A 25172-nucleotide genomic window follows, 5' to 3' on the forward strand; every position below is an offset into this window, starting at 1 on the left:
GGATCAGCGCAGCGCGCCGGCGAGCAGCGCGAAGTACTCGTCGATTCCCCAGCCGATCGAGAGCGGCGAGGGGTTGGCCGATGCCGCGAGCGGAGTCGAGTTCTCGAGCACCGCGATGCGCCCTTCGGCGATGGCGGGGATCTGCGAGAGCAGGGGGTCGGCCTGCAGCTGCTCGATGATCGCGCCGTCGGGATCGCCGTACGTGACGAACACGTCGACGTCCGAGAACCGGTCGGCCTGCTCGGCGCTCACGGTCACGTAGAACAGGTCGGTCCCCGCCGACTCCTCGGTCACGATCTCGGGCTCGGGCAGACCGAGGCTCGCCAGGAACCCGGGACGGGTGTCCAGGCTGGTGTAGAAGCCGACCTGGCTGAGGTCGGACGGATCGAGATAGGAGAAGAGCACCTTCCCGTCGGCGAGTTCGGCGTTCGCGTCCAGCGCGGTCTGCACCTGCGCCTCGAGGTCCTCGATCAGCGCGTCGCCTTCCTCGGAGAGCCCGATCGCGGCGGAGTTCATGCGGATCATGTCCTGGTAGGACGTTCCCCACGCGACCTCGGGGTACGCCACGACGGGCGCGATCTTGGAGAGCGTGTCGTACTCCTCCTGTGTCAGGCCCGAGTACGAGGCGAGGATGACGTCGGGCTCGGTGTCGGCCACGGCCTCGAAATCGATCCCGTCCGTCTCGTCGAACAGGACGGGGGTCTCGGCACCGAGCTCGGTCAGCTGGTCCTCCACCCACGGGAGCACGCCGTCGCCGTCGTCGTCGCCCCATGTCGCCTTGCTCATGCCGACCGGGACCACGCCGAGCGCGAGCGGCACCTCGTGGTTCCCCCACGCGACGGCGGCGACACGCTCGGGCTGCGACTCGATCGTGGTCTGCCCGAACGCGTGCTCGATCGTGACGGGGAACGCGCCGTCCTCTGCCGCCGCGGTTCCTCCGGCGGAGGATCCGCTCGTGTCGGACGCGCAGCCGGTGACCAGCAGAACGGTGGCGGCGGTGAGGATCGTCGCGGCGGCGACCTTGGCGGATGACGGGGCGATGCGGGTGCGAGGCACGGGGTACTCCGGATGAGTCGGGTGTCGGCAGGGTGTGGTGCAAGACTTGTTAGGTAAGCCTTACATTACCCAGCACATTACCGAACCGGACCCCGGAACCCGAATCCGCCCGCGGATCAGCTCCGCTTGGTGGCGTCGATCCGCCGGACCAGGGCCCAGGCGCCCGGGACGATGAGCGCCGCGAGGGCCGCCTTCACGATTCCGCCGACGATGAACGGGAAGAGCCCCGCCTCGAGGATCTGCCAGAAGGTCAGGTCCAGACCCATCCCGACGTTCAGGACGTACGCGAGGTACGGGATGCCGAAGACGAAGGGGACTGTGCTCGCCAGGGCGAACCCGGCGAACGCGAGGAGCGGGCGGCGGTCCCACGCGCGCTCGGCGAACCATCCGGCGACGAAAGCGGAGACGATGAAGCCGATCACGAACCCGAAGCTGGGCTTGGCGACCGCCGCGAGCGAGCCGGTGAACCCGGCGAAGATCGGCAGGCCGGCGAGGCCCAGAGCCATGTAGGTCGTCAGTGCGGCGGCTCCGCGCCATGCGCCGAGCGAAGCGCCCACGATGATGACACCGAGCGTCTGGCCCGTGATCGGGACCGGCCACAGCGGGATCTCGACCTGGGCGAGCGCGGCGACCACCGCGGCCCCGGTCAGCACGAGTGCGGCATCCAGAGCGAACGCCCGCGCGCGGGTGGAGGGGCGGGCGATGAAGTCGGCGAGCACGCGACGGGTGGGGATGGCGGCGACGGACATGGCGCTCCTCTGCAGGGGGACGACGGTGGGAAGCGGCGCGGGCCGCTGATTTTCAGCGTAGGGGAGCGATCGCGGCACTTCTTGGATGCCGTCCACTATGTCTGCCCCGCTCTTTGTCGGTGTCGTGCAGTATTCGTGGCCGGTAGACTGGGATGTCGGCCACTCGGCCATCCTCCACTTCGACGAAACGGACCTTCGCTGTGCTCGCCGTGCACGACCTCGAGATCCGCGTGGGCGCCCGCGTGCTCATGGCGGACGTCTCGTTCCGCGTCAGCAACGGCGACAAGGTCGGGCTCGTCGGCCGCAACGGCGCCGGCAAGACGACGCTGACGAAGGTCCTCGCGGGAGACCTGCTGCCCGCCGCCGGCCGCGTCGACCGGTCCGGAGAGCTCGGATATCTCCCGCAGGACCCCCGGACGGGCGATCCCGAGATGCTGGCCCGTACGCGCATCCTCGACGCGCGCGGCCTCGGCACCCTTGCGATCGGCATGCACGAGGCGTCGATGCAGATGGGTGACGACGACCCGGCTGTCGCCGCGAAGGCGATGAAGCGCTACAGCAGTCTGACCGAACGTTTCGAGGCGCTCGGCGGATACACCGCGGAGGCGGAGGCCGCGTCGATCGCGCACAACCTCTCGCTTCCGGACCGCATCCTCGACCAGCCGCTGAAGACCCTCTCGGGTGGCCAACGCCGCCGGATCGAGCTCGCGCGCATCCTCTTCTCGGATGCCGAATCGATGATCCTGGATGAACCGACGAACCACCTCGACGCGGACAGCGTCGTGTGGCTGCGCGAGTTCCTGAAGAACTACAAGGGCGGGCTCATCGTGATCAGTCACGACGTCGAGCTCGTGGGGGAGACCGTGAACCGCGTCTTCTACCTCGACGCGAACCGCCAGGTCATCGACGTCTACAACATGAACTGGAAGAACTACCTGCGCCAGCGGGTGGCCGACGAGGAGCGCCGCAAGAAGGAGCGCGTCAACGTCGAGAAGAAGGCCTCCCAGCTCCAGCTGCAGGCGGCCCGGTTCGGCGCGAAGGCGTCCAAGGCCGCGGCCGCGCACCAGATGGTGGCCCGCGCCGAGAAGATGCTGTCCGGCCTGGACGAGGTGCGCCAGGTCGAGCGGGTCGCCAAGCTCCGCTTCCCCAAGCCCGCCCCCTGCGGCAAGACGCCGCTCATGGCGTCGGGTCTGTCCAAGTCGTACGGCTCGCTCGAGATCTTCACCGATGTCGACCTCGCGATCGACCGCGGATCGAAAGTCGTCGTGCTGGGTCTGAACGGTGCCGGCAAGACCACGCTGCTGCGGATCCTCGCCGGCGTCGACCAGCCCGACACCGGGCAGCTCGAGCCCGGCCACGGGCTGAAGATCGGGTACTACGCGCAGGAGCACGAGAACCTCGACGTCTCGCGGTCGGTGCTCGAGAACATGATGTCCGCCGCTCCCGACATCAGCGCGACCGAGGCGCGGAAGGTGCTCGGCTCGTTCCTGTTCACCGGCGACGATGTGCTCAAGCCCGCCGGCGTCCTCTCCGGCGGAGAGAAGACGCGCCTGTCGCTCGCGACGCTCGTGGTCTCCTCGGCCAACATGCTGCTGCTCGACGAGCCCACGAACAACCTCGACCCGGCATCCCGGGAAGAGATCCTCGGGGCACTCGCCCACTACGAGGGAGCGGTTGTGCTCGTCTCGCACGACGAGGGTGCCGTGGAGGCGCTGAATCCGGAGCGGGTGCTCATCCTCCCCGACGGCGTCGAGGACCTCTGGAACCGCGAGTACCAGGAACTCATCTCGCTCGCCTGAGGTCGTGCGTCAGCGCCCGGCGCCGTCCAGGATCGAGTCCTCTTCCTCCATGTCGCGGTCCGTCCGGCGGGCGGGTTTCCGCTCACGCGGCTCGACGCCCTTCGCTCGGTCTTCGGCATCCTCGCGCCGGTGGCGCCGCTCGGTGCGGATCACATAGCCGATGAAGACGAAGCCCATGACGGCGAAGAGAATCCACTGGATCGCGTAGGACAAGTAGGGCCCGGGGTCATCCGACGGCGCCGTGAGTGCTTCCGGACGCGTCGCCGGCGCCGGGTCCTCGGTCACCATCACGCCGTAGGCGCTGCGCTCGAGCGCCCCGTCCAGACCGGTCTGCGCGGCGACGAGGCCGGGCGTGATCGAGGGGACCTGCCCGTCCGGTGCCGAGCGCCCGGATGCGGGCACCGCCTCGGCGGGCCGCAGCCGCGCGATGACCGTGACCTCGCCCTCGGGGGGCGCGGGCACGGTGTCGGGCAGCGGCTGAGACTCACCCGGTCGGACCCAGCCCCGGTCGATCAGCAGCACGCGGCCGTCGTCGAGGCGGAACGGCACGAGCACTTCGAACGCGGCGGTCCCGCCGTGTGGCCGGTTGCGGACCAGCAGCTGCTGTCCGGCGAGGTACTCGCCCTCGAGCGCGACCGGGCGCCACTCGTCGGCGGGGTCCAGTGCGCCCCCCTCGGGGATCACTTCGGCCAGCGGAACGGGGTCGGCGTCGTAGTTGCGATCCACGAGCTCCAGCTGCGCCGATCGGTCGGCATTCCGGGTGAACTGCCAGTTCGACAGGAAGCCGCACGCGATCGCGAAGACGATCGCCACGGCGACGTACGCGGTCCACCGCACCGCCGCGGGAGCGGCATCCCGCCGCCCGCTCATGACAGCGCCTCCGCTCCGCCGGTCTCGAGCGGGAAGACTGCGACGGGGAAGTCCCGCGCGGCGAGATAATCCCTCAAGAACTCACGGTGATCGTCGCACGCGACCCAGACTTTGCGACGGTCCGCGGCGTGGATCCGCGGGTTGCGCCATTCCACGCGCCATCGCGCCGCTTCCCGGCAGCCGGCTCGTGAGCAGTCCACTCGGGGTGCGACCTCTCGCGCGTCGGGGCGCGCGACGGTCACTCCGGGGCGCCCGGGCGGCGTTCGTCGATCGAGCGGGTCTCCTGGATGCGCAGAACCGGCGGCGCCCCGTCCGAGCTCGGCGTCGGCTGCGGCGTCGGGGCTGACGGCAGTGCCCGCTCGGGACGGATCACCTCGGTGCGCGCGGTGTCCGGACCGACGTTCGCCACGACGACGGCGATGTACGGGATCACGATGGCGCCGGCCGCGAACACCCACGTGTACCAGCTGTACGGCGTCACCACGACCATCAGGATGAAGCACGCGATGCGGATGCCCATCATCACGAGATACCGGCTGGAACGACGATGTTCGTCGTCGCGCGGTGCTTCCGGCAACGATGTCGCGGACTGGGGCTTCGGCGTGGTCTTCACGGTGAGACCAGGGTACGCCCGCTGCGAGGGGGGTCGGCCGGTTCAGCCCGGATCGCTGGGCCGATTTCGGCTCAGCTGCTGTAGCGCACACCCTGCGAAGCGGCGAACGCGAAGAAGGCGAAGAACGCGATGACGCCGATCACGAACAGCGCGAGACCGGCGTAGCCGACGATCAGTCCCGCCAGGGCCATGCCGCGGCCCTTCTCGCCGGACGTCGCGATCTGCTTCAGCGAGATGTGCCCCATGATGACGCCGCCCAGCGATCCGATGAACGGAAGGATCCAGATGAAGCCGACGATCGAGGCGATCATCGAGATGACCGCGAGCGTGTTCGTCTTCACCGGGGCGTACGCACCGTAGGGTGCGGGTGCGTAACCGGCGCCGGGGCCGTAGGCGGGGGCCGTGCCGTAGGAGGGCGCCGGAGCGGAGCCGTATGCCGGCGCGGCGCCGTACGAGGGCGGCTGCGGAGCCTGGGGCACGTAGGCGGGCGGGGCGGTGGGTGCCGCGCTCGGCGCCGGCGGCACGGGCGGTACGCCGGCCTGACCGGGAGTGGTGCCGTCGGGGTTCGTGTCGCTCACGGGCGTGCCTTTCATCGGGTCACTCCCAGCGTCCCAGTGCGGGCCGGGGGTGTCAAACCGCGCGCGACTAGGCTGGTGCGGTCCACGTCCTCGCCGCATCCGGGAGTCCTCACATGTCGAATGAACGCGTCGTCCTCGTCACCGGCGGCAACCGCGGCATCGGTCGCGCGATCGCCGAGCGCTTCGTCGCGGACGGCTACCGCGTCGCCGTCACCGTGCGCTCCGGCGAGGGGCCGGAAGGCACGCTCACCGTGCGGGCCGACGTGACGGATGCCGCCGCACTCGATGCCGCGTTCACCGAGGTCGAGGCGGCACTCGGTCCGGTGGAGATCGTCGTGGCGAACGCCGGCATCACGAAGGACACGCTCCTGCTGCGTATGAGCGAGGACGACTTCGACAGCGTCGTCGCCACGAACCTCGGCGGGTCCTTCCGCGTCGTCAAGCGGGCGGCGAAGGGCATGCTCCGCGCGCGCTGGGGACGCGTCATCCTCATCTCGAGCGTCGTCGGGCTCTACGGGTCGGCCGGGCAGATCAACTACGCCTCGTCCAAGAGCGCGCTCGTCGGCTTCGCGCGATCCCTCACGCGCGAGCTGGGCGCGCGCGGAATCACCGCGAACGTCGTGGCGCCCGGCTTCATCGAGTCCGACATGACCGCGTCGCTGCCCGAGCAGGTGCAGGCCGACTACAAGAAGAGCATCCCCGCCGGCCGGTTCGCGACCACCGACGAGGTCGCCGGTGTGGTCGCCTGGCTCGCTTCGGACGATGCGGCGTACATCTCGGGCGCCGTGATCCCCGTGGACGGCGGACTGGGCATGGGGCACTGACCCGGCCGCCAACGACCGGCAGCGTCAACGACCGGCAGCGCTGACGATCTCTGCGGCGAGGTTGTCGGGCTGCGAGAACTGCGGCCAGTGACCGGAGTGCAGTTCGACGATGTCGAGATCCTGCACGGCCGCGAGCTCTTCAGCCCAGTCCGGTGCCGACGCGATGATGTCGCGGATCTCCGCAGCCGGAACCGTGCCGGTGAGCATCGTCACCGGCACCCTCCGCCGTCGCTCGTCGTGCAGGCGCAGCGGATCCGTCGGTACGAGCGCCGGAACCGTCTTCGCGGTGGCCGCCACGCGGGCGCGGGTCGGCTCGTCGAGATCGGCGATCTCCTGGTCCTCGAAGAAGTCCCAGCCGGGGAACGGAATGACGCCGTCGACGACGGGGAACTCCCAGATCGACCCGCCGTCTCCCGGCGGGAAGGTGTCGACGAACACGATGCGCGCGACACGCTCGGGCCGTGCGTCCGCGGCGCCGTACACCACATTGCCGCCGCCGCTGTGCCCGACGAGGACCACGAGCCCCGACGATCGATCGATCTCGTCGACGACCGCGTCCACCCAGTCCGCAATGCCGATCCGATCGGACTGCGCGGCCGGCACCCCGACACCGGGCATCGTCAGGGCGTGCACGGAGTGACCGGATCGTTCGAGAGCAGGGACCACGGCGTCCCATGACGAGGCGTCGAGCCAGAGGCCCGGAACGAGGATGATGTTCATTCCGGAAACCTACTCCCGTCATCCGACATCGCTCAGGGCAGGAGCGGGATCACCTCGCGCAGGTCGACGCGCGCGATCACGAGATCGGCTCGCGCTCGCACGGCCGGCTTCGCGTTGAAGGCGAGTCCGAGGCCCGCGACCGCCATCATGCGCAGATCGTTCGCACCGTCGCCGATCGCGATCGTGCGCTGCACAGGGACACGCTCTGCATCCGCCCACTCCTGCAGCGCGTCGGCCTTTGCCTCGGCATCCACGATCGCGCCTTCGACGGCCCCCGTCAGAACGCCGTCGTGCGTGGCGAGCCGGTTCGCGCGCCACCGGTCCACTCCGAGCGCCGGGGCGACCGAATCGAGGATCTCGTGGAAGCCGCCGGAGACGACACCCACCGATCCTCCTCGCGCGTGGACCTCGTCGATCAGCTCGCGGACACCGGGCGTCGGCTCGATCCGCGACAGCACGCGGGCGAACGCGGACGTCGACACGCCGGTGAGCGCCTGCACGCGCGAGCGCAGGCTCGTCGCGAAGTCCACCTCACCGCGCATCGCCGCTTCGGTCGCCGCCGCCACTTCGCCGCCGCGCCCCGCCTCATCGGCGATCAGCTCGATGACCTCGTTGCGGATGAGAGTGGAGTCGGCGTCGAGCACGACGAGGAACCGGGCAGGCGTGGGAGGCACGACTCCACGGTAGCGTCCGCGCGGCGCCGGCTCAGGCGTCGACGCGGATGCCCTTGCCGACGACGGTCAGCCCGCTGTCGGTGACCGTGAAGCCCCGGGCGATGTCGCGCTCGCGATCGACCCCGACCGTCGCGCCGTCCGCGAGGACGACGTTCTTGTCGAGGATCGCGCGATGGATGCGCGCACCCTGCCCGACGCGCACGTGGTCGAACAGCACCGAGTCGGTGATCGTCGATCCGCCCCCCGCGAGCGTCCACGGGCCCACGACACTGCGCTCGAGATGGGTCCCGGACAGCACCGAGCCGAGCGAGACCACCGAGTCGATCGCGTTGCCGATGCGTCCCACCGAGTCGCGCACGAACTTGGCCGGCGGAGAGTTCACGGTCTGCGAGTGGATGGGCCAGTCCGTGTTGTACAGGTTGAAGATCGGCAGCGTCGAGATCAGGTCCATGTGAGCGTCGAAGAACGAGTCGATCGTCCCCACGTCGCGCCAGTAGTCGCGGTCGCGATCGGTGGATCCCGGCACATCGTTGCGCTTCATGTCGTACACGCCCGCCTCGCCGCGACCCACGAAGTAGGGGATGATGTCGCCGCCCATGTCGTGGTTCGAGGTGGGGAGCTCGCCGTCCGACTCGACGGCCTCGATCAGCGCGTCGGTGTCGAAGATGTAGTTGCCCATCGAGGCGAGCACTTCGTGCGGAGCGTCGGCGAGGCCCTTGGCGTCCTGCGGCTTCTCCAGGAACTCCCGGATCTTCCCGGGGTCCTTCTCGTCGACGTCGATCACGCCGAACTGATTGGCCAGGGCCAGTGGCTGACGGATGCCGGCCACCGTGGCGCGGGCACCGGAGTCGATGTGCGCGGCGAGCATCTGACGGAAGTCCATGCGGTACACGTGATCGGCGCCGATCACGATGACGATGTCGGGCTTCTCGTCGTTGATCAGGTTGAGGCTCTGCAGAATGGCGTCCGCCGAGCCGGAGAACCAGCGCTTGCCCAGTCGCTGCTGGGCCGGCACCGAGGCGACGTACGAGTCCAGCAGAGGCGACATGCGCCAGGTCTGCGAGATGTGGCGGTCGAGGCTGTGCGACTTGTACTGCGTCAGCACGACGAGCTGTCTCAGGCCCGAATTGATGAGATTCGATATCGCGAAGTCGATCAGGCGGTACTGCCCTCCGAACGGCACCGCGGGCTTGGCCCGATCCGCCGTGAGGGGCATGAGTCGCTTGCCCTCGCCACCGGCGAGGATGATTCCGAAGACCTTCGGCGTCGTAGGCATGGCCCAACCCTATGCCGCGATTCGACCCGGGGACTAGCGTGTTGACATGCGAGTCGACATCGTCACCAAGGAATATCCGCCGGAGATCTACGGCGGCGCGGGAGTGCATGTGACCGAGCTGGTCCGCGCGCTCCGCGAGCGGATGGACGTGCAGGTTCGCGCGTTCGGCGCGCCTCGCGCCGAGCAGGGCACGACCGCGTACGGCGTGCCCGCAGAACTGCAGTCGGCGAACGGCGCGATCCAGACGCTCGGCACCGATCTGGAGATCGTGTCGGACATCGCCGGCGCGGACGTCGTGCACAGCCACACCTGGTACGCGAACTTCGCCGGCCATCTCGCGGGCCTTCTGCACGGCATCCCGCACATCGTCACGGCGCACAGTCTCGAGCCCCTCCGGCCGTGGAAGGCCGAGCAGCTGGGTGGGGGCTACGCCGTTTCCAGCTACATCGAGAAGACGGCCTACGAGGGCGCGGCGGCGATCGTGGCGGTCAGCGACGGCATGCGCACCGACATCCTGCGCAGCTACCCCGACCTCGACCCGGCGAAGGTGCGCGTGATCTACAACGGCATCGATGTGGACGCCTGGCGGCCGGTGGAGAATCCCGGACTCCTCGCGGAGCTCGGGATCGACCCGGCCCGGCCGTCGGTCGTCTTCGTCGGCCGGATCACCCGGCAGAAGGGCCTGCCCTATTTCCTCCGAGCCGCGGAGCTCCTGCCGCCGGATGTGCAGGTCATCCTGTGCGCGGGCGCGCCGGACACCCCCCAGATCATGGAGGAGGTCCAGGGTCTCGTCCGCCGCCTGCAGGAGACGCGTGACGGGGTGGTGTGGATCGAGCGGATGCTGCCGCGCGACGAACTGTGCGCGGTGCTGACCGCTGCCACGACTTTCGTCTGCCCGTCGATCTACGAGCCGCTCGGCATCGTGAACCTCGAGGCGATGGCGTGCGGTGCCGCGGTGGTCGGGACGGCGACCGGCGGCATTCCGGAAGTCGTCGTGGACGGCGTCACCGGCCGGCTCGTGCCGATCGAGCAGGTGCAGGACGGCACAGGGACGCCGCTGGACCCCGATCGATACGTCGCCGACCTCGCGCGCGTGCTCACCGAGGTCGTGAGCGACCCGGAGCGCGCCGCCGCGTACGGCGCCGCCGGCCGCGAACGGGCGGCGAACGATTTCAGCTGGGCCTCGATCGCGGACGCCACGGCGGCGCTGTACGCAGAGGTGAGCGGCATCCGCGGATAGGGTGGAGCGCATGCCGCAGGTGCTCGAGTTCTCCGACGTCGTCGTCCGCCGAAGTGCCCGGGACATCGTGGACCACCTCGAGTGGTCGGTGGAAGACGATCAGCGCTGGGTGATCCTCGGGCCGAACGGCGCGGGCAAGACGACCGTGCTGCAGCTGGCCGACACGCTCGTCCACCCGACTTCGGGTCGCGTCACGATCCTGGGGGAGCAGCTCGGGCGGACGGACGTCTTCGAGCTCCGGCCCCGCATCGGGTTCGCCTCGAGCGCGATGGCCAAGCGCGTGCCCGCGGAGGAGACGGTTCTGAACGTCGTCCTCACCGCCGCGTACTCGGTCGTCGGACGCTGGAACGAGGCGTACGAGGACATCGACGAGCGTCGCGCGCTGCGGGTGCTGGCCGAATGGCGACTGGACCACCTCGCCGACCGCACTTTCGGCACGCTGTCCGACGGCGAGCAGAAGCGCGTCCAGATCGCGCGGGCGATCATGACGGATCCCGAGCTCCTCCTGCTCGACGAGCCCGCGGCGAGTCTCGATCTCGGCGCGCGCGAAGAGCTGCTGACCCTGCTGAGCGGCTACGCGCAGGCCCCCACGACGCCCGCGATGGTGATGGTGACGCACCATGTGGAGGAGATCCCGGTGGGCTTCACGCATGTCCTGCTGCTGCGCGAGGGCCGCGTCGTCGCCGCCGGGCCGCTGGCGGAGGCGCTCACGGCGGAGAACCTGTCCGAGACGTTCGGCGTGCCGATCGCCCTCACCGCGGCCGACGGTCGGTACGCGGCTCGTGCGAGTGCCTGACCGGCGATTCTGCGCGAGGCCGACGGGCTGATAGCATAGACCCTTGGTGCATTCGCACCGCAGATTTTCACGCCCTGGCAAAATCCAGTGCACTCTCCCTAGAGGATCACCATGAAGACTGACATCCACCCCGACTACAAGGCGGTCGTGTTCCGCGACCTCGGCTCGGGCGAGACCTTCCTGACCCGTTCGACGGTCAGCTCCGACAAGACGATCGAGCTCGACGGCGTGGAGTACCCCGTCATCGACGTCGAGATCTCGTCCGCGTCGCACCCGTTCTACACGGGCAAGCAGCGCATCATGGACTCGGCCGGGCGCGTCGAGAAGTTCAACCAGCGCTTCAAGAACTTCGGCGGAGGCTCGCGCAACTGACGCTCGTCCGCTGAGAAAGGCCCCGCTTCGGCGGGGCCTTTCGCGTGCGCGGAAGACCGCGTCAGCGGACGGGCCACGACCCGTCCAGGTGCGTTTCCGGGTCAAGTCGCCCGATCCTCACGAAGTACTCCGTGAGGCTGTCGGCCTGTGCGCGGGCCCAGCCGATCTGGTGGGTGTGCAGAACGTCGGCGCGCGCAGGAAGGAGCTCGGCGAACCGACGCGCCAGCGCCTGCGCGAGGCGTCCCGCGGCGACGGCGTCCGCGGACGCGTCGTGCGCCCCGTCCAGGGGCACTGCGTAATGCGCGGCGACGGCGGCCAGCGTCCGCTTGCCGCGCCGATATCGGTCGTAGGCCTTGTCGATCACGAGGGGGTCGATCACCGGGGAGGGATCCTCCAGAGGTGCGATCGCGTGCCGGCGGGCTTCGTGCGCGAGCAGGGAGAAGTCATAGGACGCGTTGTACGCCACGACGGGGATGCCGGCGTCCAGCAAGGCGCGGAGCGTCTCGGCGACCTGCTCCACCACTTCCTCGGCGGGAGCTCCGACCGCCCGTGCGTGCGCCGTCGTGATGCCGTGCACCGCGGTGGCGGCGGCCGGGATCTCGATTCCGGGGTCGGCGATCCAGTCGCGCGCCAGGATCGCGGTGCCGTCCGCGTCGAGCAGGCCGACGTGCGCCGTGACGATGCGATCGTGCTCCACATCGACTCCGGTCGTTTCGAGGTCGAAGACTCCGATCACGCGCGTCCATTCCATGCTCGTGACGGTATGCGCCACCACCGACACCGGCGTGAAGCGCGCAGGATGACGGAGATGTGCGCGATGACGGAGACTTCCCGGCCTCCGCATCCGTCATTTCGCACATCGATGCGATCCTGCGCACTCGCGGACGCGCAGAGGTCGGACCGAGCGGCCTCGTAGACTCGGACGGTGCCCGCCGCCAACCCATACGCCGACCTCCTCGACGCGATGGAGGTCCAGCGCGCGGAGGTGGACGTGCTCGGCGGTACGACGGCGTACTGGACCTACGGGTCGCCGGACAGCGACACCACCGTGATCGCGGTCCACGGCTTCCGCGGCGAGCACCACGGCCTCGAGCCCGTCGTCGCGCACCTCGACGGCATCCGGATCATCTCGCCGGACCTCCCCGGTTTCGGTGAGACGCCGCCGCTGCCGGGGCGCCGGCACGACCTGGCCGCCTACACCGAGTGGCTGAAGGCCTTCGCCGAGAACGTCGCGCCCGGTGCGGTGATCCTCGGGCATTCGTTCGGCTCGATCGTCGTGGCATCCGCCGTGGCGGAGGGGCTTTCGACCCCGAAAGTGATCCTCGTCAACCCGATCGGCGCTCCGGCGCTGGAAGGTCCGCGCGGCATCCTCACCCGGCTCGCCGTCTTCTATTACTGGGCGGGCGCGCGGCTGCCGCAGCGGGCGGGTGACGCTCTGCTGCGCAACGGCGCGATCGTCCGCGTGATGAGCGTGTCGATGGCCAAGACGCGAGACGCCGAGCTGCGCCGCTTCATCCACGACCAGCACGACACGTACTTCTCGCGCTTCGCGGACCGCGACGTCCTGCACGACGCCTTCGTCGCCTCCGTCTCGCACGACGTCCGCGAGTTCGCCCCGCGGATCACCCAGCCGACGCTGCTGATCGCAGCGATGCGCGACGACATCACGCCGATCGAGGCGGAGAGGCACCTGGCGACGCTGTTCTCGGATGCCGAGCTGATCGAGATCCCGGACGTGGGCCATCTCATCCACTACGAGACGCCGCAGCCGGCCGCCGAGGCGATCAGGCGCTTTCTTTCGCCTTCCGCTCCCGGTAGGCGATGACGTTCATGCGGTTGCCGCAGTTGCCGGTGTCGCAGTAGCGCTTCGAGCCGTTGCGCGAATAGTCGACGTAGACCGATTCGCAGTCGTCGGCCGAGCATGTGCGCACGCGGTCGTACTCGTCGGAGCGGATCACGTCCACGAAGGCCATGGCGGCTTCGACGAGGATGCGGGTCGCCAGCGGGGCGTCGTCGGATGTCGCGTGGATATGCCAGTCGTAGCCTCCGTGCCGGACGAGGCGGGGGAGTGCGCGGCCGTCGGCCAGCATCTCGTTGACCAGCGGCACGGCGCCGTCGCGGTCGACGTCCCACAGGCGCCGCAGCCGCGGACGGATCGCGCGCACGGCGTCGATCTCGGCCTGATCCCGCCGGATCTCGCCGGTGTAGGGATTGATCGCGAGGTACGCCTCGAACTCCTCGGATGTCTGCAGGGTGTCCTCGCCGTCGAATCCGGGCAGGGTGTTCACGAGGTAGACAGCGGCGCGGAGGGACTGCTCGGTGTCACGGATGAACACCATGTTGACTCCTGACATCGGGGAACGCTAGTGTCACCAGTGTACGCACCGTACACTCCTGACACGTAGACAGTCGGATTCCCATGGCCGCACCCACCGCATCGATCCCGATCGTCTCCGCGACGGCTGTCCACCGAGTGAGCACATCGGGGCTCGTTCTCGCCGTCTTGTCCGCCCTGGCGTTCTCCTCGAGCGGCCCGTTCATCAAGCCTCTCCTCGAGGCCGGCTGGTCCCTCGGCGCCGCACTGCTCGTCCGGATGGGCGTTGCCGGTCTCGTGCTCTCGCCCGCACTCGTGCGCGCCGTGCGGCACCAGCCGGGGTTCCTCCGTCGCCATTGGATGCTGATCGTGGCGTTCGGCCTGATCCCGGTCCTCGGCTGCCAGCTCTTCTTCTTCTCGGCGATGCAGCGGATGCCGGTTGCGGTCGCCCTGCTCATCCAGTACCTCGCCCCGGTCATGCTCGTGGCGTACGTGTGGCTCCGCACCCGCCGGGCGCCGTCTGCTCTGGTCCTCGGAGGGTCGGCGGTCGCGATCGTCGGGCTCGTGCTCGTCGTCGACATCTCCGGGGCGTCGTTCGATCTCCTCGGGACGCTGCTCGCCCTGGCCGCCGCGGTGTGCGTGTGCGTCTACTTCGTGATCTCCGAGCGGGCTGGCGGTGATCTTCCGCCGCTGGCGCTGGCCGCCGGGGGACTGCTGGTCGGCGCGGCGGTCATGGCGGTCTTGTGCCTCACCGGCGCGATGCCGTTCGCCGCGCCGCCCGTCTCGGTCGTCCTCGCCGGAGTCGAGGTGCCCTGGTTCGTGCCACTGCTGTGGGTCGCCGCGGTCGCGACGACGGTCGGCTATGCGTTCGGCGTCATGGCGGTGCCGCGTATCGGCTCGCGGGTGGCGTCCTTCGTCGGCCTGTCGGAAGTGCTGTTCGCGCTCGGTTTCGCGTGGCTGTTCCTCGCCGAGGTGCCCGCTCCCATCCAGTTCGCGGGCGGAGCGCTCATCCTCGTCGGCGTGGTGCTCGTGCGCGCGGACGCGAAGGCGACCGGGCTTCCGCCGAAGGGCGAGGACGAGGCCCCTACGCTTCCCGTCGTGCCAGCTCCATGAGCGGAGTCACGCGGTAGTCGATGACCTCGCCCATGACGAGCGAGGTCTCGGTCCGCTCCACCCCCTCGATGGAGAGGATGCGGGCGTCGGTGTCGAACAGGTGCTGCGTGTCCCGGCACACGACGCGCACGAGCAGATCGACCGGTCCGCTGAGGCCGTGGGCCTGCACGACTTCAGGGATGTGAGCGAGCTCAGCGGTGATGCGCGGCAGCTCGGCCTGGCGGACCGTGACGCTCACGAAGGCCTCGATGGGGTAGCCCAGCGCCCGGGCCGAGATCGCGCGTTCGTAGGAGAGGAAGACCCCGGTCCGCTCGAGACGCGCCATGCGCGCCTGCACCGTGTTGCGCGACATCCGCAGACGCTCGGACAGGGCGACGACGGTCGCGCGGGGATCGGCCGCGAGGGCGGCGAGAAGCTCGAGGTCGACATGGTCCACGCTGGTCATAGTGTGGAAGATTAGCAGGCCCACCCTCGTCAGGCTACGCAACATGCTCAATCTGATCGTCAATGCTTGAGCTAGGTGCAAAACGGACGTACTGTCGGCCTCGTCGGCGACGCCGCCGACGATCCGCGCCGGATCACCTCACGAGGGCGGTCCGCAACGACGAGGGATGACGATGATGCACACCCTGAGCCCGACCGCCGATCACGCCACCGACACGGACGACGTGGCACGTCTGATCACCCCCGACGGTGAGCGCCTCGCCGATCGCGAGCTCGACCCGTGGGTCGCCGACGTCGACGCCGAAGCCCTTCGGGGCCTGTACCGCGACATGACCGTGGTCCGACGGATCGACACCGAGGGCGTCGCCCTGCAGCGCCAGGGGCAGCTCGGACTCTGGGCGCCCTGCCAGGGGCAGGAGGCCACCCAGGTCGGCACCGCCCGGGCGTTCCGTGCCGATGACTTCGTCTTCCCCAGCTACCGCGAGATCGGCGTCGGCTTCGTCCGCGGCGCTGCGCCCGCAGATTTCGTGCTCGCGTGGCGCGGGGAGGCGCACTCGACCTACAACCCGTACGACCTCAACACCGCCACGCCGCAGATCATCATCGGCGCCCAGGCTCTGCACGCCGTCGGCTACGGGATGGGCATCACGTTCGACGGCACCGATCAGGTGGCGGCGGCGTACTTCGGCGACGGTGCGACGAGCCAGGGCGACGTGAACGAGGCCATGGTCTTCGCCTCTTCCTTCCGTGCTCCCGTCGTCTTCGTCTGCACGAACAACCAGTGGGCGATCTCCGAGCCGGTCACCGTGCAGGCGAAGTTCCCGATCGCCGGGCGCGCACCGGGGTTCGGCATCCCGAGTCTGCGGGTCGACGGCAATGACGTGCTCGCGTGCCTCGCGGCGATGCGATGGGCCACCGACCACGCGCGCACCGGGAACGGCCCCGTCTTCCTCGAGGCGGTGACGTACCGGATGGGTCCGCACACGACCTCGGACGACCCCACGCGCTACCGCGACAAGGATGAGGTCGAGCGCTGGCGCCGCCGGGACCCGCTCGCTCGCGTGGAGGCATTGCTGCGGCGCCGCGACGAGTTCTCGGACGAGTTCGCCCGCGATGTGGCGGCCGAGGCCGACCGCTGGGGTGCGGAGGTCCGCGCCGCGACGCTGAACGCCCGCACGAAGGAGCCGATCGAGATCCTCGATCACGTCTACGCCGAGCCGCACGTCGGCCTGGACGCGCAGCGCGCCGACTTCGCTGCCTATCTCGGGAGCTTCTCGGATGCCGTCGCCGGAGGTGAGGCGCGATGACCCAGCTCACGATGGCGAAGTCCATCAACGAAGGTCTGCGGCGGGCGATGGCCGATGACCCCCGGGTCCTCGTCATGGGGGAGGACATCGGCAAGCTCGGCGGCGTGTTCCGCATCACCGACGGCCTCCTGGACGAGTTCGGCGCCAAGCGGGTGATCGACACTCCGCTGGCGGAGGCCGGGATCATGGGTACGGCGGTGGGCCTGGCGTTCCGCGGATTCCGGCCCGTCGTGGAGATCCAGTTCGACGGTTTCGTCTATCCGGCGTTCGACCAGATCGTGTGCCAAGTGGCGAAGCTGCACTATCGGACGCAGGGCAACGTCACGATGCCGATCACGATCCGCATCCCCTGGGCCGGCGGCGTGGGCGCCGCGGAGCACCACTCCGAATCGCCCGAGGCATACTTCGTGCACACCTCCGGACTGCGCGTCGTCGCGGTCTCCAACCCGCAGGACGCTTACGTGATGCTTCGTCAGGCCATCGCCTCGGACGATCCGGTGGTGTACTTCGAGCCCAAGCGGCTGTACCACCAGAAGGGCGAGGTCGACCTCGACATGGACGTCGCGGACGCGCCGCCGATGGGGGTCGCCCGCGTCGCTCGCGAGGGCGAGGACGTGACGCTGCTCACGTACGGCGCGCAGGTCGCCACTGCGCTCGATGCCGCCACCGCGGCGGAGGATGAGGGCGTCTCGATCGAAGTGATCGATCTGCGCTCGATCTCGCCGGTCGACTACCGCACCGTCACCGCGTCGGTCCGCAAGACCGGCCGCGTCGTCGTCACGCACGAAGCGGCGCGTGAGGCGGGCGTCGGTGCGGAGCTCATCGCGAGCGTCACCGAGCAGTGCTTCCACTATCTCGAGGCACCGCCCGTGCGCGTCACCGGCTTCGACATCCCCTATCCGCCGGCGAAGCTCGAGAAGCACCATCTGCCCGACCTGGACCGCATTCTGGATGCCGTGGACCGGGTGCTCGATCGGCCGAACAGCCTGACGACGGCGGAGGCGGGCTCATGAGCACCGACTTCCGGCTGCCCGACCTGGGCGAAGGGCTTCCCGAGGCGGAGCTCGTGCAGTGGCTCGTCGCCGAAGGCGACACGGTGGCCCTGAACCAGACGATCGCCGAGGTCGAGACCGCGAAAGCCGTCGTGGAACTGCCGTCGCCATATGCGGGGGTCGTCACCGGACTGCACGCCGCGGCCGGAGACGTCGTCGAGGTGGGGTCGGTCCTGATCACCTTCGACGTCGCGGGAGAGACGGCATCCGCGCCCGCCGCCCCGCCGGTCCGCGCCGACGAGCCCGCGCAGACGGAGACCGCGGAGGAGAAGGCGCAACCGAACCTCGTCGGCTACGGCGCCGCCCCTCGCGGCAGCGCCCGGCCGCAGCGGCGGGCGAGAGCCGGGGCCGCAGCGCGCCCGGCCGCGGACACCGCGGTCCTCGAGGCCGCGCCGCACGACGCCATCACGATGCACGACCACATCGAAGCGCTGCGCGAGCGTCCGCGCTCGACCCCGCCCGTGCGGGCCCTGGCGAAGAAGCTGGGCGTCGATCTGGCGCTGGTGAACCCGACCGGCCGGACCGGGATCATCACCCGGTCCGACGTGGAGGAATACGCCGCGAAGCTGTCCGCGGCGCCCGCGCCGACGCAGGTGCGGACCGCGCCGTCGAGCGACCCCGGCGTCGCTCACGAGCGCACCACTCGCCTCCCGATCCGCGGAGTGCGCAAACACACCGCGGACGCGATGGTGCGCAGCGCCTTCACCGCGCCGCACGTGACGACGTTCCTGACCGTGGACGTGACCGCCACGAGCGAGCTCATCTCATCGCTGCGCGCGGACCGCGCCCTGCAGGATCATCGCATCGGGGTGATGGCGATCGCGGCCAAGGCCGTCTGCCTCGCCCTGGCCCATCACCCGAGCCTGAATTCGCGGTGGGATGCCGAGCACGGCGAGATCGTCCAGCATCACTACGTGAACCTCGGCATCGCCGCCGCGACCGAGCGCGGACTCGTCGTGCCGAACATCCGCGACGCCGACGGGATGACGCTCGTGCAGCTCGCGGACGAGATCGGCGCTCTCGCGCAGACCGCGCGTTCGGGAAAGACGCCGCCGAGTGCGATGAGCGGCGGCACCTTCTCCATCACGAACGTCGGCGTGTTCGGTGTGGACGCCGGGACCCCGATCCTGAACCCCGGGGAGGCGGGCATCCTCGCGTTGGGCGCGGTGCGCCGCCAGCCGTGGGAGCACCGGGGCGAGATCGCGCTCCGCGACGTGATGACGCTGAGTCTGTCGTTCGATCACCGTCTGGTCGACGGCGAGCAGGGGGCGAAGTTCCTGCGCGACGTCGCGGACGTCTTGCAGGAGCCGGGGCGGGCGATGCTGCTGCGCTGACGTCGGGGCTAATCGATCTTGGGGTAGAACAAACCGAGCCCATGCTTCTGCAGCGTCGTGTAGGCCTGCTCGAACGTCTCGGGCTCGGCGTGCCCGTCCCCGCCGTAGCGCGCCAGGAGCAGCCCCAGAAGGCCGCGCCCGGGCGGGCTGAGCGGCTTGTCCTTGTGCGGGTGGGACGTGGGGTCGATCGATTCATCCGCCTGCGGGTTGGCCGGGATGTACATCGGATGCACCGTCGGCCACGTCCGCGGGTCGCGCGGCTCCTGCAGGTTCACGACGGAGAAGAGGTCGTTCGCGCCGGCGTCGCGCCGGGTGAGCGGCTTGAGCCCGTGCAGCCGCGCGAGCGTGGCGGCGACCGCGCCGTGGTGCATCTCGTCGTGGATGATCGTGTTCGCCCGCGTGTACGCGGACACCGCGATCGCCGGTACCCGGCAGCCGAGTCGGTCGAACGTGAAGCCCATCTCCCCGGGCGCGCCATCCACCGTCGGCGGTGTCGCGGCCGGCGGGACCACGTGGTCGTACGTACCCCCGTGCTCGTCGAACGTGATGAGCAGGAGGGTGTTCATCGCGTTCGAGCCCTTCGCGGAATCGCTCGTGCGGATCGCGTTGTACACACTCGCGACGAGCTTCTCCCCGGCGCGCACGTCGGAGACGGCGGAGTCCAGGATCTGCTCGCCGTCGACCTTCGACGTGCGGAAGACCCCGAACGGCGGGTGGAAGTCGTTGTGGTTGTAGACCATGCGCGGCTCGATGAACGCGTACGCGGGGAGCTTCCCGGCCTTCGCATCCTCGTAGAACTCCGACATGTGACCGAAGTGCTTCGTGCGCCAGTACTTCTCCAGTGACGGGGCCATCTGCACTCCCGTGAGGGAGACGAGCTGCATCTCGTCGAAGTAGACCTTCCAGGAGATGCCTGCTTCTTCGAGCCGCGTGAAGATCGTCGGGACGGCGGGCGCGTCGAGCCACTTGTCGTACCCGGCGCCCACTTTGTTCGTCACGAAGCCGTGCGACGTGGACGCGTGGAAGAACGCGCGATTGCAGTACGTCTGGGACGGGACCGCCGCGAACCAGGCGTCGAAGACGGCGAACTCCCGCGCGAGTGTGGACAGGACCGGAAGCTGTTCGGGGGAGAAGCCGCCCATGATCTGATCGACCACGGCGGGATCCGGGGCCTTGCCGCTCTTGCGCTCCATGTTGTTGACGTAGTCGTGGACGAATCCGTCCATCGTGGGGTCCGTGCCGGACGCGGGGGCGTTGAAGGGAGCCTGCATCGCCGCGACCTGTGCGGTGGCGTTCGTGGCCGGCAGCACGGAGCCGAACAGCTGCGTGTTCACGTGCGGGAACTCTTCGCCCGGATCGGGGTTCGGGAGCCCCATCACGACATCGGTCGCGCCTTCGTACACGTGCGCGGCGATGCGTCGACCGTCCGGAGCGACGTTCGCGTAGTCGCCGAACGCGAGTCCGTCGAACGTCTGCCCGGGTGGGAGGTTCTCCGGCGTGTAGAGCCAGCCGAGCAGGTTGTCGAACGACCGGTTCTCACCCATGAAGACGACGACGTGATCGAATCCGGGCACCGATCTCGGGCTGAGCGCGCCGTAGTCCTGGGCACCCTCGGAGTACCCGATCGCACGTCCTGCCGAGGCTCCGGCAGCGGCGCCCACCCCACCGCCGACGACGAGACCGGCGGCGGCGATGCCGCCGACCTTCAGGAAGTCGCGCCGCGAGCTGACGAGGTCGTCCTCGGACTCTCGCGGTGCTGTGTCGGGGGACCGATCGGCCGCGCGGTCGTCCCCCCCGGAACCTCTCCTGCGCATGGTGCGACCAGCATAAAGGAGCCGCGGGAGGGTCAGGCGCGCAGGGCGGCGGAAGCCATCGACTCGAGGATGCCGCGCACGGTGCTCGTGCTCGGTGCCGGGCGCGCGCGCCCCAGGCTGTGCGGGGTGGAGTTGATCAGTCCGAAGCACGCGTGGGCGCTCGTGCGGAGCTCGGCATCCGAGCGGTCGGGGTGGATCTCGCCCAGGACCGCGAGCCACAGCTCGACGTACTCGCGCTGCAGGCGGCGCACGCGCTGCCGATCCTCATCGCTCAGGCTGGCGAGGTCCCGGTCCTGCACGCGGATGACGTCCGCGTCGGTCAGCGCGAAGTCGACGTGGAACCGGATGAGGCCATCCAGACGATCGCTCGGCGATTCGCTCGCCGCGATGACCGCCCGCCCGCCGCTGAGGAGTCGCTCACTGACGCGGACGAGGATCGCGCCGAGGAGTGCCTGCTTGTTCGCGAAATGGCGGTACACGGCGGGGCCGCTCACGCCCACCGCCGCGCCGAGCTCTTCCAGGCTCACACCGCTGAAGCCGCGCTCGGCGAACAGCCTGGCCGCTTCATGGAGGATCGCCGCCTGCCGGTCGGCCTTCGCACGATCCCGTTCGGTGGCACCGCTTGTCATCTCAGTTAATCCTCGCTAACCTAGACATTCAGTTAGTGAACCCTAACCATGCGGATCCCGCCAGGACAACGGACGTGATCCGATCGTGACGTCGACGGAGATGACATGACCGCGCAGGCAGACCTCGCCGATGACCTCCGGCGCCGGCGTGAAGCGGCCGCCCAGGGCGGGACGCCCGCCTCCCGGGAACGTCACGTCGCCCGGGGGAAGCTGCTGCCGCGGGACCGCGTCGATCGGCTCCTGGACGAGGGCAGTCCTTTCGTCGAGGTCGCTCCGCTCGCCGCCACGGGCCTCTACGACGGCGAAGCCCCCGGCGCGGGGGTGATCGCGGGTATCGGCCTCGTGCACGGGCGCCACGTCATGGTCGTGTGCAACGACGCGACCGTCAAAGGTGGCACGTACTACCCGATGACGGTCAAGAAGCATCTGCGCGCGCAGGAGATCGCGCGCGAGAACCGGCTGCCCTGCATCTACCTCGTCGACTCGGGAGGCGCGTTCCTGCCGATGCAGGACCAAGTGTTCCCCGACCGCGACCATTTCGGACGCATCTTCTTCAACCAGGCCCGCATGTCCGCGGAGGGGATCCCGCAGATCGCCGCCGTGCTGGGGTCCTGCACGGCGGGTGGTGCGTACGTCCCGGCGATGAGCGACGAGACCGTCATCGTCCGCGGGCAGGGCACGATCTTCCTCGGCGGTCCGCCGCTGGTGAAGGCCGCGATCGGAGAGATCGTCACCGCGGAGGAACTGGGTGGCGGCGAACTCCACGCCACGCGGTCGGGAGTCGTGGATCACCTGGCCGAAGACGACGAGCACGCGCTCGAGATCGTCCGCGACATCGTCGCGACGCTGCCTCCACCCGCGGAGCCCGCGTGGGAAGTGCTGCCGAGCGCTCCGCCGCGGAAGGATCCCGCCGAGCTCTACGACGTCGTTCCGGTCGATGTGAACCAGCCTTACGATGTGCACGAGGTCATCGCCCGTCTCGTGGACGACAGCAGCCTGCACGAGTTCAAGAGCTCCTACGGGCAGACCCTCGTGACCGGCTTCGCGCGCATCCACGGCCATCCGGTCGGAATCCTCGCCAACAACGGGGTGCTGTTCTCGGAGTCTGCGCAGAAGGGCGCCCACTTCATCGAACTGTGCGACCAGCGCGGCATCCCGCTGCTGTTCCTGCAGAACATCTCCGGCTTCATGGTCGGTCGCGACGCCGAAGCGGGCGGGATCGCGAAGGACGGCGCGAAGATGGTCACCGCCGTCGCCACGACCCGCGTGCCCAAGCTCACCGTCGTGATCGGCGGCTCGTTCGGCGCCGGCAACTACTCGATGTGCGGGCGCGCCTACTCGCCGCGATTCCTCTGGACCTGGCCCGCCAGTCGGATCTCGGTCATGGGCGGGCCGCAGGCCGCGTCCGTCCTCTCCACAGTCAAGCGCGACCAGCTCGAGGCGCGCGGCGAGGCCTGGTCCGCCGTCGAGCAGGCGGCTTTCGAGGCGCCGATCCGTGCGCAGTACGACGAGCAGGGCGGCCCGTACTACGCGACGGCGCGCCTCTGGGACGACGGCGTGATCGATCCCGTCGACACGCGCGATCTCCTCGGGCTCGCGCTCGACGTCGTCTCGCGTTCCCCCTTGCCCGAGCCCGGCTTCGGCCTCTTCCGGATGTGATCCCCGTGGACGACAGAATCTCCGACACCCCGCCGTTCGACACCGTTCTGGTGGCCAATCGCGGCGAGATCGCGCGCCGGGTGATCCGGACCCTCCGCCGGCTCGGCATCCGCTCCGTCGCCGTCTACAGCGACGCCGACGCCGATGCGCCGCACGTGCGCGAAGCGGATGCCGCCTACCGGATCGGCCCCGCCGCCGCCTCGGCGTCCTATCTCGACATCGACGCGGTGATCGAGGCTGCTCGCCGGAGCGGTGCGCAGGCGGTGCATCCGGGTTACGGCTTCCTGTCCGAGAACGTCGCGTTCGCGCGGGCGTGCGGCGCGGCGGGCATCGTCTTCATCGGACCGGGTGAGCGGGCCCTGGAGGTCATGGGCGACAAGATCCGCTCCAAGGCCCATGTCCAGGAGCACGGCGTGCCCACGGTCCCGGGTTTCAGCGCGGCCGGGATGACGGACGCCGAGATCGAGCGAGCCGCCGCGGCTGCGGGGTATCCGCTGCTGATCAAGCCCTCCGCGGGGGGAGGCGGCAAGGGTATGCAGGTCGTCCGGTCGGCGACCGATCTGCCGGACGCCCTGATCACGGCCCGCCGGATCGCCGCCGCGTCGTTCGGCGACGACACCCTGTTGCTGGAGCGCCTGATCGAACGCCCCCGGCACATCGAGGTGCAGGTCCTCGCCGACGCGCGCGGCACCGTGATCCACCTCGGCGAGCGCGAGTGCACGCTGCAGCGGCGGCACCAGAAAGTGATCGAAGAGGCACCCTCGCCCGTCGTGGATGCCGGCACCCGGGCGCGGCTCGGCGAAGCCGCCTGCGCCGCCGCGGCATCGGTGGACTACCGCGGCGCCGGGACGGTCGAGTTCCTCGTCGCGGGTGACCGCCCGGAGGACTTCTTCTTCATCGAGATGAACACGCGGCTGCAGGTCGAGCATCCCGTCACCGAGCTCGTGACCGGAATCGACCTCGTGGAGGAGCAGGTGCGCATCGCCGCCGGGCAACCTCTCGGGCTCACCCAGAACGACGTGCGTCTGGACGGGCACGCGATCGAGGCCCGCGTGTACGCCGAGAGTCCTGCGCGGGGCTTCCTGCCCGCGGCGGGCCCCGTGCGACTGTGGCGGGCGGCGGACGCCGTGCGCACGGACGCGGCCGTGGAGACCGGCTCCGTGGTCTCCGCCGACTACGACCCGATGATCGCGAAGGTGATCGCGCACGGCGCCGACCGCCACGAGGCCCTCGCTCGACTGGACAGCGCGCTCGGCGACACGGTCGTTCTCGGTGTGGACACGAACCTCGGGTTCCTGAGGACACTCCTGGCGGATCCCGCCGTCCAGGCCGGCGAGCTGGACACCGGGCTCATCGATCGACTGCCCGCCTACACCGACCCGCCCCCGGGTGAGGCAGCGCTGAACGCGGCGGCTGCACTGCGCCCGGAGTCCCCGGGACGCGCACACGCGTCCGCCCTCTGGCGCGCCGCGTCGGGCTGGCGCGCGAGCCTGCCGGCGCCCGACACCCTGGTCGCCGTGCTCATCGAGGACGGAGAGATCCGGACCGTGACACCCGCGCCGTCCGATGCCGCCGCCGTCCTCGACGACGAGGGCTGGGCGTGGGTGCACGCCGACGGCTCGACCCACCGGCTGCGGGCGCTCGGACGGCGTGAGGCGATGGAGCACCGCTTGCGAGGACGGGATGGAGAAGCCTCGGCCACCGCTCCCGAGCTGCGCGCGCCGATGCCCGGCGCGGTCGTGGCCGTGCACCAGGCGGACGGCGCGCACGTGCGCGCGGGGGAGCGGGTACTCACGATCGAGGCCATGAAGATGGAGCACCCCGTGCTCGCCCCGCACGACGGCATCCTCTCGCTCGCGATCGGCGTCGGCGACCAGGTGCGCCGCGACCAGATCATCGCCCACGTCTCTGCCGAACCCGGCCGTGAGACCTCCTGACA

26 protein-coding genes are annotated in these 25172 nt (G+C 69.8%); 12 read left to right on the plus strand and 14 right to left on the minus strand.

What is annotated here, in order from left to right; all coding sequences use genetic code 11:
* Positions 1-3: 3 nt before the first annotated feature.
* A complete protein-coding gene (locus tag ABD197_RS08110) occupies positions 4-1056 on the minus strand; it encodes an iron-siderophore ABC transporter substrate-binding protein (protein WP_344053383.1) in 1053 nt (350 codons plus the stop codon).
* Between the two features lie 116 nt (positions 1057-1172).
* A complete protein-coding gene (locus ABD197_RS08115) occupies positions 1173-1805 on the minus strand; it encodes a biotin transporter BioY (RefSeq protein ID WP_344053385.1) in 633 nt (210 codons plus the stop codon).
* Positions 1806-2005: 200 nt separating this feature from the next.
* Here ABD197_RS08115 and ABD197_RS08120 point away from each other — a divergent pair, with 200 nt between their 5' ends.
* Positions 2006-3604 (plus strand): ABC-F family ATP-binding cassette domain-containing protein, encoded by a 1599-nt coding sequence (locus ABD197_RS08120; protein WP_344053387.1) that lies wholly within the window; start codon positions 2006-2008, stop codon positions 3602-3604.
* A 9-nt stretch (positions 3605-3613) separates the two neighbouring features.
* On the opposite strand, the gene ABD197_RS08125 is transcribed toward ABD197_RS08120, so the two are convergent.
* From ABD197_RS08125 to ABD197_RS08140, 4 genes are all read right to left on the minus strand, one after another.
* Positions 3614-4474, minus strand: a complete 861-nt coding sequence (locus ABD197_RS08125; RefSeq protein ID WP_344053390.1) for an SURF1 family cytochrome oxidase biogenesis protein — start codon at positions 4472-4474, stop codon at positions 3614-3616.
* The gene (locus tag ABD197_RS08130; RefSeq protein WP_344055820.1) at positions 4471-4674 is read right to left on the minus strand and encodes a hypothetical protein; all 204 of its coding nucleotides are present in this window, start codon (positions 4672-4674) and stop codon (positions 4471-4473) included. Before ABD197_RS08130 ends, ABD197_RS08125 begins: the two co-directional genes overlap by 4 nt.
* A gap of 38 nt (positions 4675-4712) precedes the next feature.
* Complete coding sequence (locus ABD197_RS08135; protein ID WP_344053392.1) at positions 4713-5087, minus strand: DUF3099 domain-containing protein; 375 nt, start codon at positions 5085-5087, stop codon at positions 4713-4715.
* 71 nt (positions 5088-5158) lie between these two features.
* Entirely contained in the window at positions 5159-5665 is a 507-nt protein-coding gene (locus ABD197_RS08140) for a DUF4190 domain-containing protein (protein WP_344053394.1), read from the minus strand.
* A 113-nt stretch (positions 5666-5778) separates the two neighbouring features.
* Between ABD197_RS08140 and fabG the strand changes: the two genes are divergently transcribed.
* A complete protein-coding gene (gene fabG / locus ABD197_RS08145; protein ID WP_344053396.1) occupies positions 5779-6489 on the plus strand; it encodes a 3-oxoacyl-ACP reductase FabG in 711 nt (236 codons plus the stop codon).
* Between the two features lie 24 nt (positions 6490-6513).
* Here fabG and ABD197_RS08150 read toward each other — a convergent pair whose 3' ends face one another.
* Genes ABD197_RS08150 through glgC form a run of 3 tightly spaced genes read right to left on the minus strand, consistent with a single transcriptional unit; the run spans position 6514 to position 9159 of the window.
* Positions 6514-7209, minus strand: coding sequence for an alpha/beta fold hydrolase (locus tag ABD197_RS08150; RefSeq protein ID WP_344053399.1), 696 nt, complete (start codon positions 7207-7209; stop codon positions 6514-6516).
* Positions 7210-7241: 32 nt separating this feature from the next.
* Entirely contained in the window at positions 7242-7883 is a 642-nt protein-coding gene (gene serB / locus ABD197_RS08155; protein WP_344053400.1) for a phosphoserine phosphatase SerB, read from the minus strand.
* Between the two features lie 31 nt (positions 7884-7914).
* Complete coding sequence (gene glgC, locus ABD197_RS08160; protein ID WP_344053401.1) at positions 7915-9159, minus strand: glucose-1-phosphate adenylyltransferase; 1245 nt, start codon at positions 9157-9159, stop codon at positions 7915-7917.
* 46 nt (positions 9160-9205) lie between these two features.
* Between glgC and glgA the strand changes: the two genes are divergently transcribed.
* From glgA to ABD197_RS08175, 3 genes are all read left to right on the plus strand, one after another.
* Positions 9206-10399 carry a glycogen synthase gene (gene glgA, locus ABD197_RS08165; RefSeq protein ID WP_344053402.1) on the plus strand — a complete coding sequence of 398 codons (1194 nt, stop codon included), beginning with the start codon at positions 9206-9208 and terminating at the stop codon, positions 10397-10399.
* 10 nt (positions 10400-10409) lie between these two features.
* A complete protein-coding gene (locus tag ABD197_RS08170) occupies positions 10410-11195 on the plus strand; it encodes an ABC transporter ATP-binding protein (protein WP_344053403.1) in 786 nt (261 codons plus the stop codon).
* Between the two features lie 111 nt (positions 11196-11306).
* Positions 11307-11567 (plus strand): type B 50S ribosomal protein L31, encoded by a 261-nt coding sequence (locus tag ABD197_RS08175; protein WP_344053404.1) that lies wholly within the window; start codon positions 11307-11309, stop codon positions 11565-11567.
* 61 nt (positions 11568-11628) lie between these two features.
* On the opposite strand, the gene ABD197_RS08180 is transcribed toward ABD197_RS08175, so the two are convergent.
* On the minus strand, positions 11629-12318 hold the full coding sequence (locus ABD197_RS08180) for an exonuclease domain-containing protein (protein WP_344053406.1): 690 nt from the start codon (positions 12316-12318) through the stop codon (positions 11629-11631).
* A 174-nt stretch (positions 12319-12492) separates the two neighbouring features.
* Between ABD197_RS08180 and ABD197_RS08185 the strand changes: the two genes are divergently transcribed.
* Positions 12493-13392 carry an alpha/beta fold hydrolase gene (locus ABD197_RS08185; protein ID WP_344053407.1) on the plus strand — a complete coding sequence of 300 codons (900 nt, stop codon included), beginning with the start codon at positions 12493-12495 and terminating at the stop codon, positions 13390-13392.
* Here ABD197_RS08185 and ABD197_RS08190 read toward each other — a convergent pair.
* Positions 13352-13906 carry a CGNR zinc finger domain-containing protein gene (locus ABD197_RS08190; protein ID WP_344055821.1) on the minus strand — a complete coding sequence of 185 codons (555 nt, stop codon included), beginning with the start codon at positions 13904-13906 and terminating at the stop codon, positions 13352-13354. The genes ABD197_RS08185 and ABD197_RS08190 overlap by 41 nt on opposite strands.
* Positions 13907-13986: 80 nt before the next feature.
* Between ABD197_RS08190 and ABD197_RS08195 the strand changes: the two genes are divergently transcribed.
* Entirely contained in the window at positions 13987-14994 is a 1008-nt protein-coding gene (locus tag ABD197_RS08195) for a DMT family transporter (RefSeq protein WP_344053408.1), read from the plus strand.
* On the opposite strand, the gene ABD197_RS08200 is transcribed toward ABD197_RS08195, so the two are convergent.
* Positions 14966-15439, minus strand: coding sequence for an Lrp/AsnC family transcriptional regulator (locus tag ABD197_RS08200; protein WP_344053410.1), 474 nt, complete (start codon positions 15437-15439; stop codon positions 14966-14968). The two genes, ABD197_RS08195 and ABD197_RS08200, sit on opposite strands and share 29 nt — an antisense overlap.
* Positions 15440-15605: 166 nt before the next feature.
* On the opposite strand from ABD197_RS08200, the gene pdhA reads away from it, so the two are divergent.
* Genes pdhA through ABD197_RS08215 form a run of 3 tightly spaced genes read left to right on the plus strand, consistent with a single transcriptional unit; the run spans position 15606 to position 19131 of the window.
* Positions 15606-16745, plus strand: a complete 1140-nt coding sequence (pdhA, locus tag ABD197_RS08205; protein ID WP_425561005.1) for a pyruvate dehydrogenase (acetyl-transferring) E1 component subunit alpha — start codon at positions 15606-15608, stop codon at positions 16743-16745.
* On the plus strand, positions 16742-17758 hold the full coding sequence (locus ABD197_RS08210; protein WP_344053412.1) for an alpha-ketoacid dehydrogenase subunit beta: 1017 nt from the start codon (positions 16742-16744) through the stop codon (positions 17756-17758). Before pdhA ends, ABD197_RS08210 begins: the two co-directional genes overlap by 4 nt.
* Positions 17755-19131: a dihydrolipoamide acetyltransferase family protein gene (locus ABD197_RS08215; RefSeq protein WP_344053414.1), complete on the plus strand. Its 1377-nt coding sequence runs from the start codon at positions 17755-17757 to the stop codon at positions 19129-19131. The genes ABD197_RS08210 and ABD197_RS08215 overlap by 4 nt, the downstream gene beginning before the upstream one ends.
* Before the next feature lie 8 nt (positions 19132-19139).
* Here ABD197_RS08215 and ABD197_RS08220 read toward each other — a convergent pair whose 3' ends face one another.
* Together ABD197_RS08220 and ABD197_RS08225 are read right to left on the minus strand one after the other, a co-directional pair.
* Positions 19140-20945, minus strand: a complete 1806-nt coding sequence (locus ABD197_RS08220; RefSeq protein ID WP_344053417.1) for an alkaline phosphatase family protein — start codon at positions 20943-20945, stop codon at positions 19140-19142.
* A gap of 32 nt (positions 20946-20977) precedes the next feature.
* Positions 20978-21574, minus strand: coding sequence for an SACE_7040 family transcriptional regulator (locus tag ABD197_RS08225; RefSeq protein WP_344053419.1), 597 nt, complete (start codon positions 21572-21574; stop codon positions 20978-20980).
* 105 nt (positions 21575-21679) lie between these two features.
* On the opposite strand from ABD197_RS08225, the gene ABD197_RS08230 reads away from it, so the two are divergent.
* On the plus strand, positions 21680-23233 hold the full coding sequence (locus ABD197_RS08230) for a carboxyl transferase domain-containing protein (protein ID WP_344053421.1): 1554 nt from the start codon (positions 21680-21682) through the stop codon (positions 23231-23233).
* Positions 23230-25170 carry an acetyl/propionyl/methylcrotonyl-CoA carboxylase subunit alpha gene (locus tag ABD197_RS08235; protein ID WP_344053424.1) on the plus strand — a complete coding sequence of 647 codons (1941 nt, stop codon included), beginning with the start codon at positions 23230-23232 and terminating at the stop codon, positions 25168-25170. The genes ABD197_RS08230 and ABD197_RS08235 overlap by 4 nt, the downstream gene beginning before the upstream one ends.
* The last annotated feature ends 2 nt before the right edge of the window (positions 25171-25172 follow it).

The organism is Microbacterium lacus, assembly GCF_039531105.1.
Lineage (GTDB): Bacteria > Actinomycetota > Actinomycetes > Actinomycetales > Microbacteriaceae > Microbacterium > Microbacterium lacus.

Bases quoted from the DNA above. Each gene is read 5' to 3' on its own strand.
- ABD197_RS08115 (WP_344053385.1), bottom strand. From the start codon at position 1,805: ATGTCCGTCGCCGCCATCCCCACCCGTCGCGTGCTCGCCGACTTCATC.
- ABD197_RS08125 (WP_344053390.1), bottom strand. From the start codon at position 4,474: ATGAGCGGGCGGCGGGATGCCGCTCCCGCGGCGGTGCGGTGGACCGCG.
- fabG (WP_344053396.1), top strand. From the start codon at position 5,779: ATGTCGAATGAACGCGTCGTCCTCGTCACCGGCGGCAACCGCGGCATC.
- ABD197_RS08150 (WP_344053399.1), bottom strand. From the start codon at position 7,209: ATGAACATCATCCTCGTTCCGGGCCTCTGGCTCGACGCCTCGTCATGG.
- glgC (WP_344053401.1), bottom strand. From the start codon at position 9,159: ATGCCTACGACGCCGAAGGTCTTCGGAATCATCCTCGCCGGTGGCGAG.
- glgA (WP_344053402.1), top strand. From the start codon at position 9,206: ATGCGAGTCGACATCGTCACCAAGGAATATCCGCCGGAGATCTACGGC.
- ABD197_RS08170 (WP_344053403.1), top strand. From the start codon at position 10,410: ATGCCGCAGGTGCTCGAGTTCTCCGACGTCGTCGTCCGCCGAAGTGCC.
- ABD197_RS08175 (WP_344053404.1), top strand. From the start codon at position 11,307: ATGAAGACTGACATCCACCCCGACTACAAGGCGGTCGTGTTCCGCGAC.
- ABD197_RS08180 (WP_344053406.1), bottom strand. From the start codon at position 12,318: ATGGAATGGACGCGCGTGATCGGAGTCTTCGACCTCGAAACGACCGGA.
- ABD197_RS08190 (WP_344055821.1), bottom strand. From the start codon at position 13,906: ATGGTGTTCATCCGTGACACCGAGCAGTCCCTCCGCGCCGCTGTCTAC.
- ABD197_RS08195 (WP_344053408.1), top strand. From the start codon at position 13,987: ATGGCCGCACCCACCGCATCGATCCCGATCGTCTCCGCGACGGCTGTC.
- ABD197_RS08200 (WP_344053410.1), bottom strand. From the start codon at position 15,439: ATGACCAGCGTGGACCATGTCGACCTCGAGCTTCTCGCCGCCCTCGCG.
- pdhA (WP_425561005.1), top strand. From the start codon at position 15,606: ATGACGATGATGCACACCCTGAGCCCGACCGCCGATCACGCCACCGAC.
- ABD197_RS08210 (WP_344053412.1), top strand. From the start codon at position 16,742: ATGACCCAGCTCACGATGGCGAAGTCCATCAACGAAGGTCTGCGGCGG.
- ABD197_RS08215 (WP_344053414.1), top strand. From the start codon at position 17,755: ATGAGCACCGACTTCCGGCTGCCCGACCTGGGCGAAGGGCTTCCCGAG.
- ABD197_RS08220 (WP_344053417.1), bottom strand. From the start codon at position 20,945: ATGCGCAGGAGAGGTTCCGGGGGGGACGACCGCGCGGCCGATCGGTCC.
- ABD197_RS08225 (WP_344053419.1), bottom strand. From the start codon at position 21,574: ATGACAAGCGGTGCCACCGAACGGGATCGTGCGAAGGCCGACCGGCAG.
- ABD197_RS08230 (WP_344053421.1), top strand. From the start codon at position 21,680: ATGACCGCGCAGGCAGACCTCGCCGATGACCTCCGGCGCCGGCGTGAA.